Source organism: Streptomyces sp. NRRL B-24484, assembly GCF_000717715.1.
In the GTDB taxonomy this organism is placed as follows: Bacteria; Actinomycetota; Actinomycetes; order Streptomycetales; family Streptomycetaceae; genus Kitasatospora.
Genome location: NZ_JOAI01000019.1, coordinates 139,427 through 154,927 on the forward strand (window position 1 = coordinate 139,427; position 15,501 = coordinate 154,927).

Genomic DNA, 15,501 nt, shown 5'->3' on the forward strand with positions numbered 1-15,501 from the left:
CACGGGAGGGCGGTGCAGCGTGGCGGGTGATCGGGGTCGTGGCGCAGGACGGTCCTCGGATGGGTTGTCAGTTCTGAAGGAGCGCAGCCGATATGACGGCTGTCATGCCGGAACAGGGGCACGGGGCACTGCCGGGCGGGCCGCCCGGCCCCGTACGGTGGTGACCATGACGAAGAGCGAAGGGCACGAGGCCCGGCGGACGGACGTCCGGGTCAGCATCATCGGCGGTCACCGCATGGGCGGTGCGGTGATACAGGAGCGGACGTTGACCGTGTCCCTGGTCGGCGGCGCCGACATCGACCTGACCGATGTGGACATCCCGGACGGTGCGGAGATCCGGATCACCAAGCTGAGCCTGGTCGGCGGCGTGAAGCTGCGGGTCCGGCCGAACGTGCGGGTGAAGGTCGGCGGCATCCGCCTCGGCGGGGTGAGCGACGAGGGCCCGAGCGAGCCCGGCGGCCCGACCGTACGGGTCGACGCCTGGGGGCTGGTCGGCGGCGTGCGCGTCGAACGCGACTGAGACGGCCGACCACGGCCCGGTCCCGGCGGCGGCACGGCCGCCGGGCCGCCGGGCCGCCGGGCCGCCGGGCTCGCTCGGGACCGGGACCGGGGCCGGACCCGGACCCGGCCGGACCGATCAGGATCGGAGAAGCCTCGGCGGCCTCCCGGCGCCTAGCGTGACGGTCATGGCAACCACCACTCCCACCACCGCAGACACCGCCCTCGAGTCCGTCACCGTCGAGGTGACCGACCTGGACGCCGCCCGCCGCTTCTACGCCGCCTTCGGCGTGGACACCTACGTACGCCTCCGGGAGTCCGAGGCGCACTCGACCGGATTCCGCGGCTTCACCCTGGCGCTCACCGTGTCCGGGCCGGCCACCGTCGACGGCTTCGTCAGTGCCGCCGTGGACGCCGGGGCCACGGTGCTGAAGGCCGCCGTGAAGTCCCTGTGGGGCTACGGCGGCGTCGTCCAGGCCCCGGACGGGACCATCTGGAAGATCGCAACCTCCGCGAAGAAGGACACCGGCCCCGCCACCCGCCGGATCGACGAGGTCGTCCTGCTGATCGGGGTCGAGGACGTGAAGGCCACCAAGCAGTTCTACGTCGACCGGGGTCTCACCGTGGCCAAGAGCTTCGGCGGCAAGTACACCGAGTTCGCCCCCGGTCAGTCCAGCCCCGTCAAGCTGGCGCTCTACAAGCGCCGGGCGCTCGCCAAGGACCTGGGCGTCGCCGTCGACGGCACCGGCTCGCACCGCCTCGTGCTCGGCAGCACCGCCGACGCGTTCACGGACCCGGACGGGTTCGCCTGGGAGGCCGCCGCGCCGTCCGCGCCCGCGCAGGCCTGACACCCTGAGGGCCGCCCCGGTCCGATCCGGCACCGGACCGGCCATGGGAGGCGGTCACCGCAGGCCGGCACCTGCACTCCGACCTCCGCCGTGACGTCCCGCCGAACCGCTCGCGCACACCGGCCGCCCGTCCCCGGGCGGCCGGGGGCGTCACAGACCCCGGTCGCGGCGGCGTTCCACCGGCGGCTCGTCGACGATGCGGTCGCGGATCACATAGTGGGCCCGGTACCGCATGCCGAGGAAGAGCAGAATTCCCAGCGCTCCGACCGCCATGAGGATGATTCCGACCGTGTCCAGGTCGACTCCCGAGACGTTCCGGCTCACCGCAAAAGCGAGAATGGCCCCCGCTGCGAGCAGGAATATCGAAACTCCCAGTCCCGTCGCGTTCTCTCCTGATCTGCCGTCACGTGCGTGAGCCCCGCCGCCGCCGGGGTGTCGCGGGAGCGACGACCGCGACGGCGGAGCCGATTCGGAGTGGGTGCCGGATCTGGCCCGGCCCGTTCGTGTACCGGCCTCCGGGCGGATCGACGGCCGTGGCCGGTCGGGTGGTGGCCGCCCGGAATGCCGCCGTCGGCCGCCGCGGGAGCGTCGGCCGCGCCGAACTGAAGAGGGTGCTACAGAATTCGTCTGTCCGGATTCGCGATTCCTGGACCTCCTTTCGGGAGCAGCGGGAATTCCCTGCAGTCGGATCCGTCCGCTCCATTCGATGTCATGGGCATGCAGGCCAGGTGGCTCCGAACGCACGGCCACGGCGAACGGCCCGATTTCTGAACCCTATTGACGCCGCATCGCCCCGATGCTTCACTCTCCACCGCGACTGAGAGAGCGCTCTCACGGGGCTCGGGACCTGTCCCGGGCCGCTCCCCATCCACCCACGCCAGGGAGAGTCATGTCCGTCACCCCGACCCGCCGGACCGTGCTCCGCAGTGCGGCGGTCGCCGCCGCACTGCCCGTGGCCGGCGGTCTTGCGACCGGCCCGGCCTCCGCTGCGCCGGCTGCCCACGGCACCACCGACCCGGCCGCCACGAACCTGGGCACCAACGTCCTGGTCTTCGATCCCTCCATGGGCGACGCCGCGATCCAGGCCCGGGTCGACGCCGTGTTCAAGATCCAGGAGTCCAACCAGTTCGGCACCGAGCGGTACGCCCTCGCCTTCAAGCCGGGCACCTACAACGTCGACATCAACGTCGGCTTCTACACGCACGTGCTGGGCCTCGGCCAGCACCCCGACGACGTCGTGATCAACGGGCACGTCACCGCCGACGCGCAGTGGTTCCAGGGCAACGGCACCCAGAACTTCTGGCGGGCCGCCGAGAACCTGTGCATCGTCCCGCCGGACGGCCTGGAGCGCTGGGCGGTCTCGCAGGCGGCCCCGATGCGCCGCACCCACGTCAAGGGCAACATGACGCTGTGGCCCAGCCCGCCCGGCAACCGCTGGTCCAGCGGCGGATTCCTCGCCGACAGCGTGGTGGACGGCCAGGTCGAGTCCGGCTCGCAGCAGCAGTGGCTGTCCCGCAACGACACCTTCGGCAGCTGGACGGGCGCCAACTGGAACATGGTCTTCGTCGGCACCCAGGGAGCTCCCGCCCAGAGCTTCCCCAGCCCGCCGATGACCACGGTCGACCGGACCCCGGTCGTCCGGGAGAAGCCGTTCCTCACCGTGGACGCCCACGGCTCGTACCGCGTCTTCGTCCCCGCCCTGCGCCGCAACTCCACCGGCACGACCTGGGCCTCCGGCAAGGCCGCCGGGCACAGCATCCCGCTCTCCGCGTTCCACGTGGCCCGCCCCGGCGACTCCGCCAGAACCCTCAACCGCGCCCTCTCCCAGGGCCGGCACCTGCTGTTCACCCCGGGCATCTACAAGCTCTCCGACCCCCTGCAGGTGTCCCGGCCCGGGACGGTCCTGCTCGGCCTGGGCCTGGCCACCCTGCAGGCCGTCGACGGGAACTCGCTGGTCGAGGTCGCCGACGTGGACGACGTCTCCGTGGCGGGCCTGCTCCTGGAGGCCGCCTCGGCGGGCTCCCCGGTGCTGCTCCGGGTCGGCGACGGCCGCAGCCGGCGGAACCACTCCGGCCGCCCCACCGCGCTCTTCGACGTCTTCGCCCGCGTCGGCGGGGTCGTGCCGGGCGGCACCGAGGTCGCCATCCGGATCGACAGCAACGACGTGATCGTCGACCACATCTGGGTCTGGCGCGCGGACCACGGCCTCGACGGCAGCGTCGGCTGGTCGGTCAACCCGGCCGGCACCGGCTTCCTCGTCAACGGCGACCGGGTCACCACCTACGGCCTGTTCGTCGAGCACTTCCAGAAGTACGAGGTGCTCTGGAACGGCAACCACGGCCGCACGTACTTCTTCCAGAACGAGCACCCCTACGACGTCCCCACCCAGTCCGCCTGGGTCCACCACGGCACCCGCGGCTACGCCGCGTACAAGGTCGCCGACTCGGTGACCGACCACCGGGCCTGGGGTCTGGGCAGCTACTGCTTCTTCAACCTGCAGGCCGACATCTACGCCGACCGCGCCTACGAGGTCCCCGACACCCCCGGCGTCGTCCTCACCGACCTGATGACCGTCTGCCTCAACGGCCCCGGTGGCGGAGGCATCCTGCACTGCGTCAACGCCAGCGGCGACCCGGTGCAGAACGGGTTCGGCACCTACTTCATGAAGGGCTACTCGAACGGCGTCGCGACCGTCTGACCCGCCACCGGGGCGGGTGCCGCATCTCCCGGCCCCGCCCCGGTGAGCACCCTCGCGCTGCGGCCCGCCCGGACGTCCGGGCGGGCCGCAGCGGGTGAGCCCCGGCTCACCCGGAGGCGTCCTCGTCGCCCCCCGACTCCGCCGTCGGCCCCGCGTGGTGGGGGAGGGCCCGGCCGGGGGCCGCGGTCCACGTGCGGGAGAGGCGGTCGACGCCGAACCCGCTGATCAGCAGGCGTTCCTTGCGGTTTCCGGTGAGCAGTTGGCTCCACGGAACGAAGCCGCCGTCGCCGACCTCCGTCGGGTGGCCGCCGACCGTGGCCCAGATCTTGAAGCAGATGCCGGTGTAGTAGCCGCGTCCGGAGCTCCGGTCGGGATCCTCGGACACCCGGACCCCCGGCAGCCCGGCGAGGTCGTGGCGCACCCGTTCCAGGGCCGGCCCGGCCGCGTCCTCCAGCAGGGTCAGCCGGATCCGGGTGTCCTGTGCCCCGAGGTCGGCCATCGCCCGGGCGGCGAACCGCAGGTGCTCGGCCAGGTGCCGGCGCTCGAAGCTCCGGTCGCCGGTGTCCCGGCCGGCGGTCACCAGGCCGAAGAGCTGGAAGTGGGCGAGGTCCGTCGGCCCGGCGAAGCGTTGCGCGCGGACCACTCGTTGACCGGCCGCCAGCCGCACCGGTGCGTTCGACCGCGGGTCGGCGGCCAGGGCCAGGGAACGCCGGTGCGAGGCCTCCAGGGCCAGCGCATTCGTCGGATCGGCGGCCACCTCGCTGCCGCGCACGGTCGCGATCACCTTCCGCGGGTCGACGGTCGCCACGGCCGAGTGCGCGGCCAGCGGCACGACCGGGGCGAGCACCGGGACCTCGAAACCGTCGGGCAACGCCGACAGCAGCACGTCCTCGGTGCGGCGCAGCGCGGCGAACCCGACCGGCGCCGGGGCCACGAACCGGTCACTGCGGTAGCGCCGCATCACCTCGGCCGGCGAGACCCGGTCCGCCCGGCGCCGGAACACCTCCAGCAGCAGTGTGGTCAGGTCGGCGCCCGACATCCCGTCGGCCAGCAGTTCCACCAGTCCCGGTGCGCCGGCCCGGGCCAGGACCCGACGCAACGCGGGACTGATCGGAGCGTCGTCGGTGGGGCCGTCGGAGGCATCGCGCGTCATGGACATCGAGTATCACGGGCCGGAGATCGGCCGGGCCAGCGCGTTTCTGACGCCGTGCCGGACGCGTCGGCCGGTGCGCGCCCTGCGCCGCCGGCAGCCCCGGGCGGCGGGCCCGTTACAGTGGGCCGCCGTCGGCCGAGGTGGGGAGACCGGGATGAGCCGTAGGACGCCGCCGCGTCCGGAGGATCCTGCGTCCGTCCTGCCGGAGCTGGCCGGTCACGGCCGTACCGCCACCCGGCTGCACCCGCGTCCCGGTTCGCCCGGTGTCGGCGACAGTTCGGTCTCCGGCCCGCTGCTGTGGCCGGCGGACGAACCGTGGCCGACCTGCACCGAGCCGCACCCGCGCGGCCACGGGTACCTCCTGCGCGACGCCGAGCGGCGGCGCACCGAGCTGTACGGCCCGCCCCGGCGGCGCGTCTCGCCCGAGGGCCGGCTGGTCCCGTTCCACCCGATGCCGCACGCGCTGCACCGCCCCGACCTCGCCGACACCGACCCCGTCCCGCTGCTGGCGGTCGCCCAGCTGTACCGGCGGGACGTGCCCGACCTGCCGGCCGGTCCCGACGGCTGCGACCTGCTGCAGGTCCTCTGGTGCCCGTTCTCCCTCCACGGGCCGGACCAAGTGGAGCTGGAGCCCCGGCTGTACTGGCGGCGCAGCGAAGAGGTCCGCGAGGTCCTCGCTCCGGCGCCCCGGCCGGAGGTCGTCGGGGCGGGACCGGTACTGACCGGGCCGTGCGTCCTGCACCCCGAGCGGATCACCGAGTACCCCGACCTCCCGGCGCTGCCCGAGGCGCTCGCCGGACGCCTGACCGGGGCGGACGCCGAACGGTACCGGACCGCGCTGTCCGTGGCACCCGGCTGGAAGGCGGGCGGCTACCCGTACCGGCACCGGACGAGCCCGCCGCCGGACCGGTGCGGCTGCGGGGCGGCCCTGACCCTCCTGCTGGCCGCGACCCACGGCGAGTGGGACCCGGACGACCCGACCTGGCAGCCCGTCGAGGACCGGCCGGGTCGGGTGCGGCTGAACGCGCCGACCGGGTTCGGCGTCTGCGACGGGTCGACGGTCCAGATCTTCGTCTGCGCCGACGACCCCTCGCATCCCCACCTCACCTGGACGCACCTGTGAACGCCCGGACGTGAACGGCGCGGGCCCCGTGCCGCCCGTCGTCCGTCGCCCGTCGCCCGTCGCCCGTCGTCCGTCGTCCGTTGCTCCTGAGCCGCACTCACCTGCTGCGGTGGTCGTTGGGTGCGAGGCGGGGCCCGAAGCGCGGTGCACGGACGCCGAGGGTGCGGATGAGGCGGCAGACGCGGTGGCGGTGGCCGGCATAGGGGGCGAGGAGTTCGAGCATCTCCTCGTCGGTGCCGCGCGGCTTACCGGCGAGGGCCCAGGCCACGGTGTTCGGGAGGTGGAGGTCGCCGACGGAGACCGCGTCCGGGTCGCCGTTGCAGCGTTGCAGGGTCTCGGCCGCGGTCCACGGCCCGATCCCGGGCACGTGCACCAGCCGGGCCGCCGCCTCGGCGCCGGTCATGGCGGACGCCTCCTCCAGCCGCGGCGCGAGCCGCACCGCGCGGAGGATCGTCCCGGTGCGCTTCGCGTCCACGCCCGCACGGTGCCAGGTCCACGACGGCACCAGCGCCCACTCCCGCGCCGACGGCGGTGCCACCAGGCCGAGTTCCGCACCGGGCCCCGGCGCCGCCGTGCCGTGACGGCGCACCAGGTACCGCCAGGCGCGGTGCGCCTCGGTCACGGTGACCTTCTGCTCCAGCACGGCCGGTACCAGCGCGTCCATCACGAGCCCGGTCGCGCCCAGCCGCAGCCCGGGGTTGCGGCGCTGGACGTCCCGCAGCCCGCCCGGCGGCAGCACCAGGCCGTCCGGTTCGTCGTTCGCGCCGAGCAGCACCGGCAGCTGCTCCAGCAGCCAGTCCGCGCCAGGCCCCCACGCCGTCGCGGCGACGGTCCCGTCGGCCGGCCGCGCCTCGATCCGCAGCGTCCCGAGGCCTGCCGGGGTTCGCGACGCCCGCCACACCGTGGCCGCGTCCAGGCGGATCGTCGGGTCCCCGGCCCCGCGGCGCAGCGGTGCGACCACCGCGGGCAGGTCGAGCGCGTACGGCGGGCACCACGTCCGCGAGCGTGCTGCGCCGTCCACCGCTCTCACCGCCAGGCCCGTCCCGTTCGACGCCACCGCGGTCCGGTGGCACCGGGGCACCCTACGCGACCGGCCCGACAGCAGCCGCCGACTGCGGCCCGGCACCGGGCCGGCGAGGGCTTCGGTCCGGCCACGGGATCGCAACAGGTGGGGCCGCCGGCCGCCTCGCACGTCCGCAGGGCTGCTCGCCCGCTCCACCGTGTCGAGGGCCGCCGGCCGCAGATCCGGCGGTGCCTCGGGTCCGGCCGGTCACTCGTGGACGCGGGCTGTGCCGAGCCGGGCGTCCCAGGCACCGCGCGAGCAGGGGTGCCGGAACGGCGCGTCGAACGGTTTCCCGGCAGCGGCACGCCGTGCGAAGTTATTCGCACAAATATTCGAACAGAGGCTACGCTGGTGGGACGGAGGGATTCCGGATCGGCGGGGGGCGAGGGAGCAAGGAGGCGCCGCGCGTGTTCACGCATCTGCACGTGGCCTCGGGCTACTCGGCCCGCTACGGCGCGAGCCTGCCCGCGGCCCTCGCCGAACGGGCGGCCGCGTACGAGCTGGGCGCCCTCGCGCTGACCGACCGCGACACGGTCGCCGGCGCGGTCCGCTTCGCGAACGCCTGCGCTGCCGCGGGCATCCGGCCGATCTTCGGCGCCGACCTCGCGGTTCCGCTGCTCGACGCCGCAGCCACCGGTCGAACGGGCCGTCCCGGCGGCGGCGCTGCCACGGCGGGGGAGCGGCGGCGGACCCCGGCCCGCGGCGGAGCCTTCGTCGACGAGTCCGCGCCGCGCGTCACCCTGCTCGCCCGGGACCGGACGGGATGGGCGAACCTGTGCGCCCTGATCACCGCCGGGTGGGCCGCCCGCGCCGAGCGCGGCGGCGGCCGGCCGGTCGTCCCCTGGGAGGCGATCGCGCAGCACGCCGAGGGCCTGACCGTCCTGCTCGGACCCACCTCCCAGCCCCTGCGGGCGCTGGCCACCGGCCGCCCGGACACCGCGACCGAACTCCTCGCCCCCTGGCGCGAGGCCTTCGGCCCGCACCTGCGCCTGGAGGCCGTCCACCACCGCCGCACCGGCACCGGCCCCGGCTCGCTGCGCCTCGCGGCCCGCACGGTCGGCCTCGCCGCGGACCTCGACCTGCTCGCCGTGATCACCAACGCCGTCCGCTACCTCGATCCGGCCCAGTCGAGGGTCGCGGACGTCCTGGATTCGGCCCGGCTGCTGGTGCCGATCCGGCCGGGCCGGACCTGCAACGGCGAGCGCACCCTGAAGGACCACCGCGAGATGGCGACGCTGGCCGAGGAGGTCGCCCGCGCGGCAGGGCAGAAGCACGGCGGGGCGGCGCACCTGCTCGCCGCGACGGCTCGCACTGCCTCGGACTGCCGCCTCGACCCCGTCTCCGACCTCGGCATCGGGCAGGTGCACTTCCCCGAGGAACACGTGGTCGGCGTCGCCCCCGGCACCTCCGCCCGGGTGCTGCGCGACCGCTGCGACGCCGCGATGGTCCGGCACGGCTACGACCGCAGCCCCACCATGCGCACCCGCCTGGAAGAAGAGCTGAGGGTCGTCAACACGCTCGGCTGGCCCACGTACTTCCTGACGGTCGCCCGGGTCGTCGACGACGTGAAGGAGATGGGCATCCGCGTCCAGGCCCGCGGGTCCGGCGCGGGCTCCCTGGTCGTCCACCTGCTCGGCATCTCGACCGCGAACCCGCTCGACCACGACCTGATCATGGAGCGCTTCCTCAACCTCCGCCGCAAGAGCCTGCCGGACATCGACATCGACGTGGAGTCCGCCCGCCGCCCGGAGGTCTACCGGCGGATCATGGCCCGCTACGGCACCGAACGCGTCTGCACCCTGTCCATGCCGGAGACCTACCGCGCCCGCCACGCCATCCGCGACACCGGCCTCGCCCTCGGCCTGCCTCCGGACGAGGTCGGCCGCCTCGCCAAGGCCTTCCCGCACATCACCGCCCGCTCGATCCGGACGGCGCTCGCCGAGCTCCCCGAGCTCGGCAACGTCCGCGAGCAGGCCCACCGCTACGGTGCGCTGTTCGACCTCGCCGAAGGCCTCGACGCGCTGCCCCGCGGCACCGCCATGCACCCCTGCGGCGTCATCCTCTCCAACGACAGCCTGCTGCGGCGCACCCCCGTGGTGCCGACCCCCACCGAGGGCTTCCCCGCGATGCAGTTCGACAAGGAGGACGTGGAGCCGGACGGCCTCGGGCTGCTGAAGCTCGACGTCCTCGGAGTCCGGATGCAGAGCAGCACGGCGTACGCCGTCCAGGAGATCGAACGCACCACCGGCGAGCGGATCGACCTCGACGACCGCACCGCCGTGCCGCTCACCGACCCGAAGGCCTTCGAACTGCTGCGCAGCGGAGAGAACCTGGGCGTCTTCCAGCTGGAGTCGCCGGGCCAGCTCGACCTCGCCGGCCGGCTCCAGCCGGAGACCTTCGACGACCTGGTCGCCGAGATCAGCCTCTTCCGCCCCGGTCCCGTCCAGGCCGACATGATCCGCCCGTTCCTCCTCGGCCGGCACGGCACCAAACCCGTCGGCTACCCCCACCCCGACCTCGAACCCGTGCTGCGTCCCACCTACGGCGTGGTCATCTTCAACGAGCAGCTGATCAAGGTGTTCGCCATCCTGACCCGCTCGGACCTGGCGATGGGGGAGGAGGCCCGCTGCGCGCTGGCCCAACCGGAGCGGCTGCCGAAGCTGGAGGCCTGGTACCGGCGGCGCGCCACCGCGGCCGGCTACCCCGGGGCCGTCGTCGACGGCGTCTGGACGATGATCGCGAACATGGGGGCGTACGGCTTCGCCAAGAGCCACGCCGTCGCGTTCGCCCTGACCACCCTGCAGTCCGCCTGGCTCAAGGCGCACTTCCCGGCGCCGTTCTACGCCGGGCTGCTGGAGCACGACCCCGGCATGTACCCCAAGCGCCTCGTCCTCGCTGACGCGCGGCGCCGCGGCGTGGCCGTCCTGCCCATCGACGTCCAGCACTCCGCCGCGACGTACCGCACCGAGCAGCTCCCGGACGGCCGGCTCGGCCTGCGCGTCTCCCTCGCGGACGTGCACGGGATGACCGAGGAGACCGCCGAACGGATCGACGCCTGCCGCCCGTACAGCGACCTCGCGGACTTCTGGGCCCGCGCCCGCCCCGGCCTGCCGATCGCCGAACGCCTCGCCCGGATCGGCGCCCTCGACGCCCTCGCCCCCGGGGCGCACCGCCGCGAACTCCTGCTGCAGATCGACGAACTGCACCGCCGGCACCGCACCGCCACGATCCCGGCGCAGCTCGTCCTCGCACCCCCGGCCGCCCCGGCACCGGGTTCGACCGGCCTGCCGGTGATGAACGCGACCGAGGAGACGGCGGCCGAACTCGAGGTCATCGGCATGGACGCGAGCCGGCACCTCATGGAGCCCTTCCACCCGCTGCTCGCCGAACTCGGCGTCACCCCCGCCCACCTGCTGAAGGACCACCGGGAGGGCGAGACCGTGCTGGTGGCGGGGGCGAAGGTCGCCATCCAGACCCCGCCGATGCGCTCCGGCCGCCGCACGATCTTCGTCTCCCTGGACGACGGCTCCCAAGGGGACGCCGGCCAGGTCGACCTCACCTACTTCGACGACACCCACGCCCGGGCCGCCTACCCGCTGTTCCACCACTTCCTGATCCTCGCCCGCGGCACCGTCTCCCGCCGCGGCAGGTCCGTCACGGTCATCGGCAGCTGCGCCTGGAACCTCCAGGAGGTTGCCGACGCGCACGCCGCCGGCGGCACCACCGCCGTCCGCGACTACCTCGTCCGCACCGCCGCTGCCGCCGTCGACGGCCCGGACGCGACCGGCAGCGGTGGCGGCCCGCGCGGCGGTGCGCCGGCCGGGGACGGCCGCCGCGGGGGCGGCGCCGGACGGCTCTGGCGCGCCAGCCCCGGTTCGGCGGGGTGAGGCAGGTCCTCAGTCGTCGTGGGACGGACCGACCAGCGTCCCGACACAGGCGCCCATCACCAGGGCGAGCAAGAACAAGGGATCCAGCATGACGGCAGTGAAGACCGCGAACCCCGACGGATCGTCGTACGCGACGGCGGCCGCCGGCAGGGCGAGCGCGCCGAAGAGGCCCGCCGCAGCGCACGGCATCCATTCACGGACCCGGCCCAGAGCCGCCCCCAGGACGAAGGCCGAGGCGGCGGCACCCGCCGTGAACTCCATCTGCAGTGCCCAGCCGTACGGTTCGGCCGCCGGTCGGAGGAGCCACGGACCCGCTTCGAGCACCACGACCCACCCCATGACGCAGGGCCACACCCACCTCGGCGACGCCGTCACAGCTTCCCCCTTCGTTCGCCGCCCCCAGGATCCCACACGATTTGAACGTGTTCAACCAGTTGGGTTCCGGGCCGGACCCGTCCGAGGAACCCGACAAGCCCACCAGGAGCAGCGGACGATGACCACTCGTTCGATCCTCCACGTCCGCCTGCACCAGGTGCCGTTCGCCGCGTACGGCGAGACCTTCACCCTGTTCGGCGACATCACCCCCGCCGTCCAGGCCCTGCCGCCCGACGCCGTCCTGCTCGACGTCACCGGAGCGCTCGGCTACTTCCGCCGCACCCCCGAAGGCCTCGCCGACCTGATCGCCACCCGCCTACTCGCCCGCTTCGGACTGCTCGCCGCCATCGGCGGCGGCGACACCCGAAGCCAGCGGGTTCGTCGATTCCTGCGGCAGATTCGACCGGAAGTCGCTGGCCAGTCGGCCTTTGATCCGGCCCTTGTACATCGGGTTCGGGTGGGGAGCGCCGTAGGCCGCAGCATGCGCGGGACGGGATGGCCAGGGGGGGACGGTGCGCGGAAGTCGCTACGGCGGTGGGCGGGAGACGGCCGCGATGATGCGGTGGCGTGAGCAGCAGGTGATGCACGTTCGCACCTGTGGTTTCCCGACGACGGGCGAGTACCGGAGCCTGCTGGAGGTGCTCCGGGGAATCTCGCCGGTGGTGCAGGCGCTCCCGCCGGGGGCCGCGCTGGCGGATGTACGGGGTGCGCTGGGGTACTTCGGCAGGTCGGCCGGGGAGCTGGCGGAGCTGGTTCGGCTCAGGGCTGTCGCGCTTCTCGGCCTGGATGTGCGGATCGGTGTGGCGAGCACGCGGGTGGTGTCGGCGATGGCCTCGGCGTGGGCGCCGCTGTCGGGGGGTGTTGTGGTGGTGGAGCCCGGGCAGGTGGAGCGGTTCATGGCGCCGCTGCCGGTGGGGCTGCTGGACGGGATCGGTCCGAAGCAGGCAGCCGCGCTGGAGCGCTTCGGGCTGGCCACCGTCGGGCAGCTGGTGACGACCCCGGAGGCAACGGTCGAGCGGATCCTCGGGCACCGGGCGGGTCGGATGGCGTCCGAGCGGGCTCGCGGGGTGGACGTCCGCCGGGTAGTGCCCGCGGACCTTCCAGCGAGTGCGTGCGTGCGGCACCGCTTCGACCAGGACGAGCACGACGGACCAGTGGTGCGAGCCGCCTTGCTCCAGCTGACGGTCGGGTTGGGAGCGATGTTGCGCGAGCGTCGGCAGGTTGCCCGTTCATTGGGTGTTGAGGTCCGGGTTGCCGATCGCTCGCGGTGGGAGAAGGCCCGGGTACTGCCGGAGCCATCCGCGCTGACGCAGGACCTGCGGGATGTCGCGTACGGCCTGCTGGACACGGCCGGGCTACAGCGGGCCAGGATCCGCGGTCTCGCCCTACGCGGCGAGCATCTGGTGGCCGTCGAGACGGCGAGCCGGCAGCTGAGCCTCGACACGCAGCGGGAGGCCGGTGTCCTGGTCGAGCAGGTAGGTGACCGGATCAACGCCCGCTTCGGTCCCGGTGCGGTGCGGCCCGCGGCGACTCTGCGAGCAGGCGCGGTGGGATCCGACCGGCTGCGAGCAGGCGGTGACGAGGATCCTCGAAAATGGCTCTGACGGCAGTTCCGTGAACGACCGGAGAGGGATACTGCGGATCCGCCAGCGGCCAGCTGGATCGAGATCGTGAACTGGTTCACTGTGCGTCGTGACTGAGATGATCGACATACCGGACGCCGAGGGTGACTGGGAGCCCGCTACAGAACTCCAGGAAGGCGGGAGCAATCCGGCGCGGCAGGCGTCGATGTTCCAAAGCGCAGCCTGGCCGCTGAGTTCGCTGGCGTTGCTCTCGGTGGACCTGGAGGCGGTGGCTCGGCGGCTGAGGCTGAGCCTGGAGACCTCGTGGGACGGGCACGGGAGCGTCCGTGCCGCGTTCTTCGTACTGGACGGAACGGACTTCGTCGTCTCCCACCACGAGGGCGACGCTCCGGGAACCCACGTCTGGACTCGGAAGGGCGGACCTGTCGATCCGGCCACGCGCGTGGGCAGTCTCCTCGCGGCTCTGCGCGTGGGGCCGGAGGCGGTCTCGTACTCCAGCTGGGGGGTCGGCACCGACCTGGCCCGCATGCCCGCCGCCTGGTGGCGCGGCCGGTCGAAGCCGACGTGGTCGCGCCAGGACTTCTGGGCGAACTTCAAGACACGTCCGGGGATGTTCGCCGGCCGTGTCAGCTTCGGGGCGGTGACCGGGTTCCTCAACGGCTATGACACCGCTTGCGAAGGAGCCCTGCTGAACGGCGTCCAGGAGTGGCTGGCCGCCAAGCTGGGATTCGGCGGGAACCTGGTGTACTGGGCCTTGGCCGTGAAGCTGATCTTTCCCGACGGCTGTCCCGAGGAACCCTGGTCACCCGAGAACGACCAGCGCGCCGTGACCGGACTGCTCGGCCTGCTCGACGAGTTCTTCGAGCACCTCGCCAAGGATCCGAAGGACCCCGTATCGGGCTGATCGAGGGGCTGCGGGCTCATCCCCGAATGAGGATCCTGGTCCGCAGGTCCAGGACCTTGCCCACACTCAGCTCCGCCTCGCCCGCCCGCACGTCCGCCACCCCTGGGAACGGCCCATCGAGCCGAACAGGCTCATACCCGCCCGAGGCCGACGCGGATTCAGGAACCTCCGCCCGACCTTGCCCTGCCCGGCCCGTGCGCCGAAACCATCGCGGCCGGGACCAGGCCGACCACTGGGCTCGAAGAACAAGCAGCCCGCCACCCGCCACGACGTGGGCAAGACCGTCGAACGCCCCGAGAGCATCATCGAACGCGACCAGGCCAGACCCTGACGGGGGTCGTGGGAGATTCCAATTTCGACTCCACTGGTCAGGTCGCGGTGGGAATGTAGCGTGCTGCTGCGAGCTTGGCCATCGTCCGAAGTTTCGCGAAGTAGGAGACGCAGTACTCCGAGTTGATCAGGGGCACGATCTTGTCGAGGTCGGCGATGCACGCCCAGAGCATGGAAATGCCACTGTCGTCGAGCCCACCGTTCAACTCTCGCTGGACGAGGCCGGCGACGTCGGCGTCCAGGAGGATCAGCTCCACGCCCTCAATGTCCACGCCGCGGAAGCTGTCGGGGTACAGGGCGCGCCGGTGTTCCTCCCAGAGCGGGGCGAGTCGGTCTTCAGGGCTCATGTCGACAGCTGCCGCTTCTGCCGCAGATGGTGGGCGAAGAAGCAGGGAAGCAGCATCGAAGACGGCACGCACCATGGCGATGGCCCTGGCCGGGCCGAGAGCGGCACTTGTCACGGTGCCCTGCGTGAGTTTGTCGCGCAGTAGTCGGCTTCGGTCGAGCTCGGCAGCGAGTTCGGCCGGGATTAGCCCTGCGTCGCTGGCCCGCTCGATGAGGTCCTGGAGCGGTTCGTTGATGGCCAGACGCCCGGCAAGGATGTGCTCCAGGGCGAACAGGGAATGCGTGACGGCGACGGTGGCGAACTCGTACCGGTAGTAGGAGTGCCGGATGAGCTCGCGGGACGTTTCCATCGCGCTCATGACGTACATCGACGCGTCGCCGGGCAGAACCAGGTCGGCCACCAAAGCGTCCATGCCTGCATAGTCGAGAACGACGTCGCGGGCACGCGGGTCCGGTACTGGCACAGTGAGCGGGCCGGGCAACGGCGGCAGGGTGTTCACCAGTGCAGTCTTGTCATCTGGAGACTCTCGGTGCCAACGGATTTACTCGGGGCTTGGCAACCCGGTGCCGCACGTCGCAACTGGCCCGGTCCGGCCTTACTGATCGTTTCAAAATGAGTTCGGCTCAGGGGCTTGGCAGTTGAGGAGTCTGGGCGGCAGAGTGCTGCACGTGTCGGACGATCTTGTGCCTGATG

At 72.8% G+C, this 15,501-nt stretch carries 13 protein-coding genes and 1 pseudogene; 9 read left to right on the plus strand and 5 right to left on the minus strand.

The window, feature by feature from the left end; translation table 11 throughout:
• Window positions 1-166: 166 nt before the first annotated feature.
• The gene (locus tag IE98_RS42685; RefSeq protein WP_030270393.1) at window positions 167-520 is read left to right on the plus strand and encodes a hypothetical protein; all 354 of its coding nucleotides are present in this window, start codon (window positions 167-169) and stop codon (window positions 518-520) included.
• Between the two features lie 166 nt (window positions 521-686).
• On the plus strand, window positions 687-1,346 hold the full coding sequence (locus IE98_RS0118910; protein WP_030270395.1) for a glyoxalase: 660 nt from the start codon (window positions 687-689) through the stop codon (window positions 1,344-1,346).
• Window positions 1,347-1,496: 150 nt separating this feature from the next.
• Here the strand turns inward: IE98_RS0118910 and IE98_RS51975 are convergent, their stop codons facing one another.
• Window positions 1,497-2,096 carry a DUF6458 family protein gene (locus tag IE98_RS51975; RefSeq protein WP_324605785.1) on the minus strand — a complete coding sequence of 200 codons (600 nt, stop codon included), beginning with the start codon at window positions 2,094-2,096 and terminating at the stop codon, window positions 1,497-1,499.
• Between the two features lie 139 nt (window positions 2,097-2,235).
• Here IE98_RS51975 and IE98_RS0118920 point away from each other — a divergent pair, with 139 nt between their 5' ends.
• A complete protein-coding gene (locus IE98_RS0118920) occupies window positions 2,236-4,044 on the plus strand; it encodes an adenylyl cyclase (RefSeq protein WP_234443590.1) in 1,809 nt (602 codons plus the stop codon).
• A gap of 106 nt (window positions 4,045-4,150) precedes the next feature.
• On the opposite strand, the gene IE98_RS48050 is transcribed toward IE98_RS0118920, so the two are convergent.
• Window positions 4,151-5,197: a hypothetical protein gene (locus IE98_RS48050; protein ID WP_063748961.1), complete on the minus strand. Its 1,047-nt coding sequence runs from the start codon at window positions 5,195-5,197 to the stop codon at window positions 4,151-4,153.
• A gap of 154 nt (window positions 5,198-5,351) precedes the next feature.
• Here IE98_RS48050 and IE98_RS0118930 point away from each other — a divergent pair, with 154 nt between their 5' ends.
• Complete coding sequence (locus IE98_RS0118930) at window positions 5,352-6,320, plus strand: hypothetical protein (protein WP_043174507.1); 969 nt, start codon at window positions 5,352-5,354, stop codon at window positions 6,318-6,320.
• 97 nt (window positions 6,321-6,417) lie between these two features.
• Here IE98_RS0118930 and IE98_RS0118935 read toward each other — a convergent pair whose 3' ends face one another.
• Window positions 6,418-7,350, minus strand: coding sequence for a DNA-3-methyladenine glycosylase family protein (locus IE98_RS0118935; protein ID WP_420706200.1), 933 nt, complete (start codon window positions 7,348-7,350; stop codon window positions 6,418-6,420).
• Between the two features lie 440 nt (window positions 7,351-7,790).
• On the opposite strand from IE98_RS0118935, the gene IE98_RS0118940 reads away from it, so the two are divergent.
• Window positions 7,791-11,270 (plus strand): DNA polymerase III subunit alpha, encoded by a 3,480-nt coding sequence (locus IE98_RS0118940; RefSeq protein WP_043174509.1) that lies wholly within the window; start codon window positions 7,791-7,793, stop codon window positions 11,268-11,270.
• 9 nt (window positions 11,271-11,279) lie between these two features.
• On the opposite strand, the gene IE98_RS0118945 is transcribed toward IE98_RS0118940, so the two are convergent.
• Window positions 11,280-11,597, minus strand: a complete 318-nt coding sequence (locus IE98_RS0118945) for a hypothetical protein (protein WP_159400974.1) — start codon at window positions 11,595-11,597, stop codon at window positions 11,280-11,282.
• Between the two features lie 166 nt (window positions 11,598-11,763).
• Between IE98_RS0118945 and IE98_RS0118950 the strand changes: the two genes are divergently transcribed.
• The 4 genes and pseudogenes from IE98_RS0118950 to IE98_RS50925 form a co-directional block, all read left to right on the plus strand.
• Window positions 11,764-12,216 carry a hypothetical protein gene (locus IE98_RS0118950; RefSeq protein ID WP_030270407.1) on the plus strand — a complete coding sequence of 151 codons (453 nt, stop codon included), beginning with the start codon at window positions 11,764-11,766 and terminating at the stop codon, window positions 12,214-12,216.
• Window positions 12,217-12,226: 10 nt separating this feature from the next.
• A complete protein-coding gene (locus IE98_RS42690; RefSeq protein WP_106976629.1) occupies window positions 12,227-13,249 on the plus strand; it encodes a DNA polymerase Y family protein in 1,023 nt (340 codons plus the stop codon).
• Window positions 13,250-13,337: 88 nt separating this feature from the next.
• Window positions 13,338-14,132 carry a hypothetical protein gene (locus IE98_RS0118960; protein WP_030270411.1) on the plus strand — a complete coding sequence of 265 codons (795 nt, stop codon included), beginning with the start codon at window positions 13,338-13,340 and terminating at the stop codon, window positions 14,130-14,132.
• Window positions 14,133-14,190: 58 nt separating this feature from the next.
• Window positions 14,191-14,463: pseudogene (locus IE98_RS50925) on the plus strand (transposase); the annotation flags it as partial.
• Window positions 14,464-14,500: 37 nt separating this feature from the next.
• Here the strand turns inward: IE98_RS50925 and IE98_RS46465 are convergent.
• The gene (locus IE98_RS46465; RefSeq protein ID WP_234443591.1) at window positions 14,501-15,307 is read right to left on the minus strand and encodes a hypothetical protein; all 807 of its coding nucleotides are present in this window, start codon (window positions 15,305-15,307) and stop codon (window positions 14,501-14,503) included.
• Window positions 15,308-15,501 lie beyond the last annotated feature (194 nt).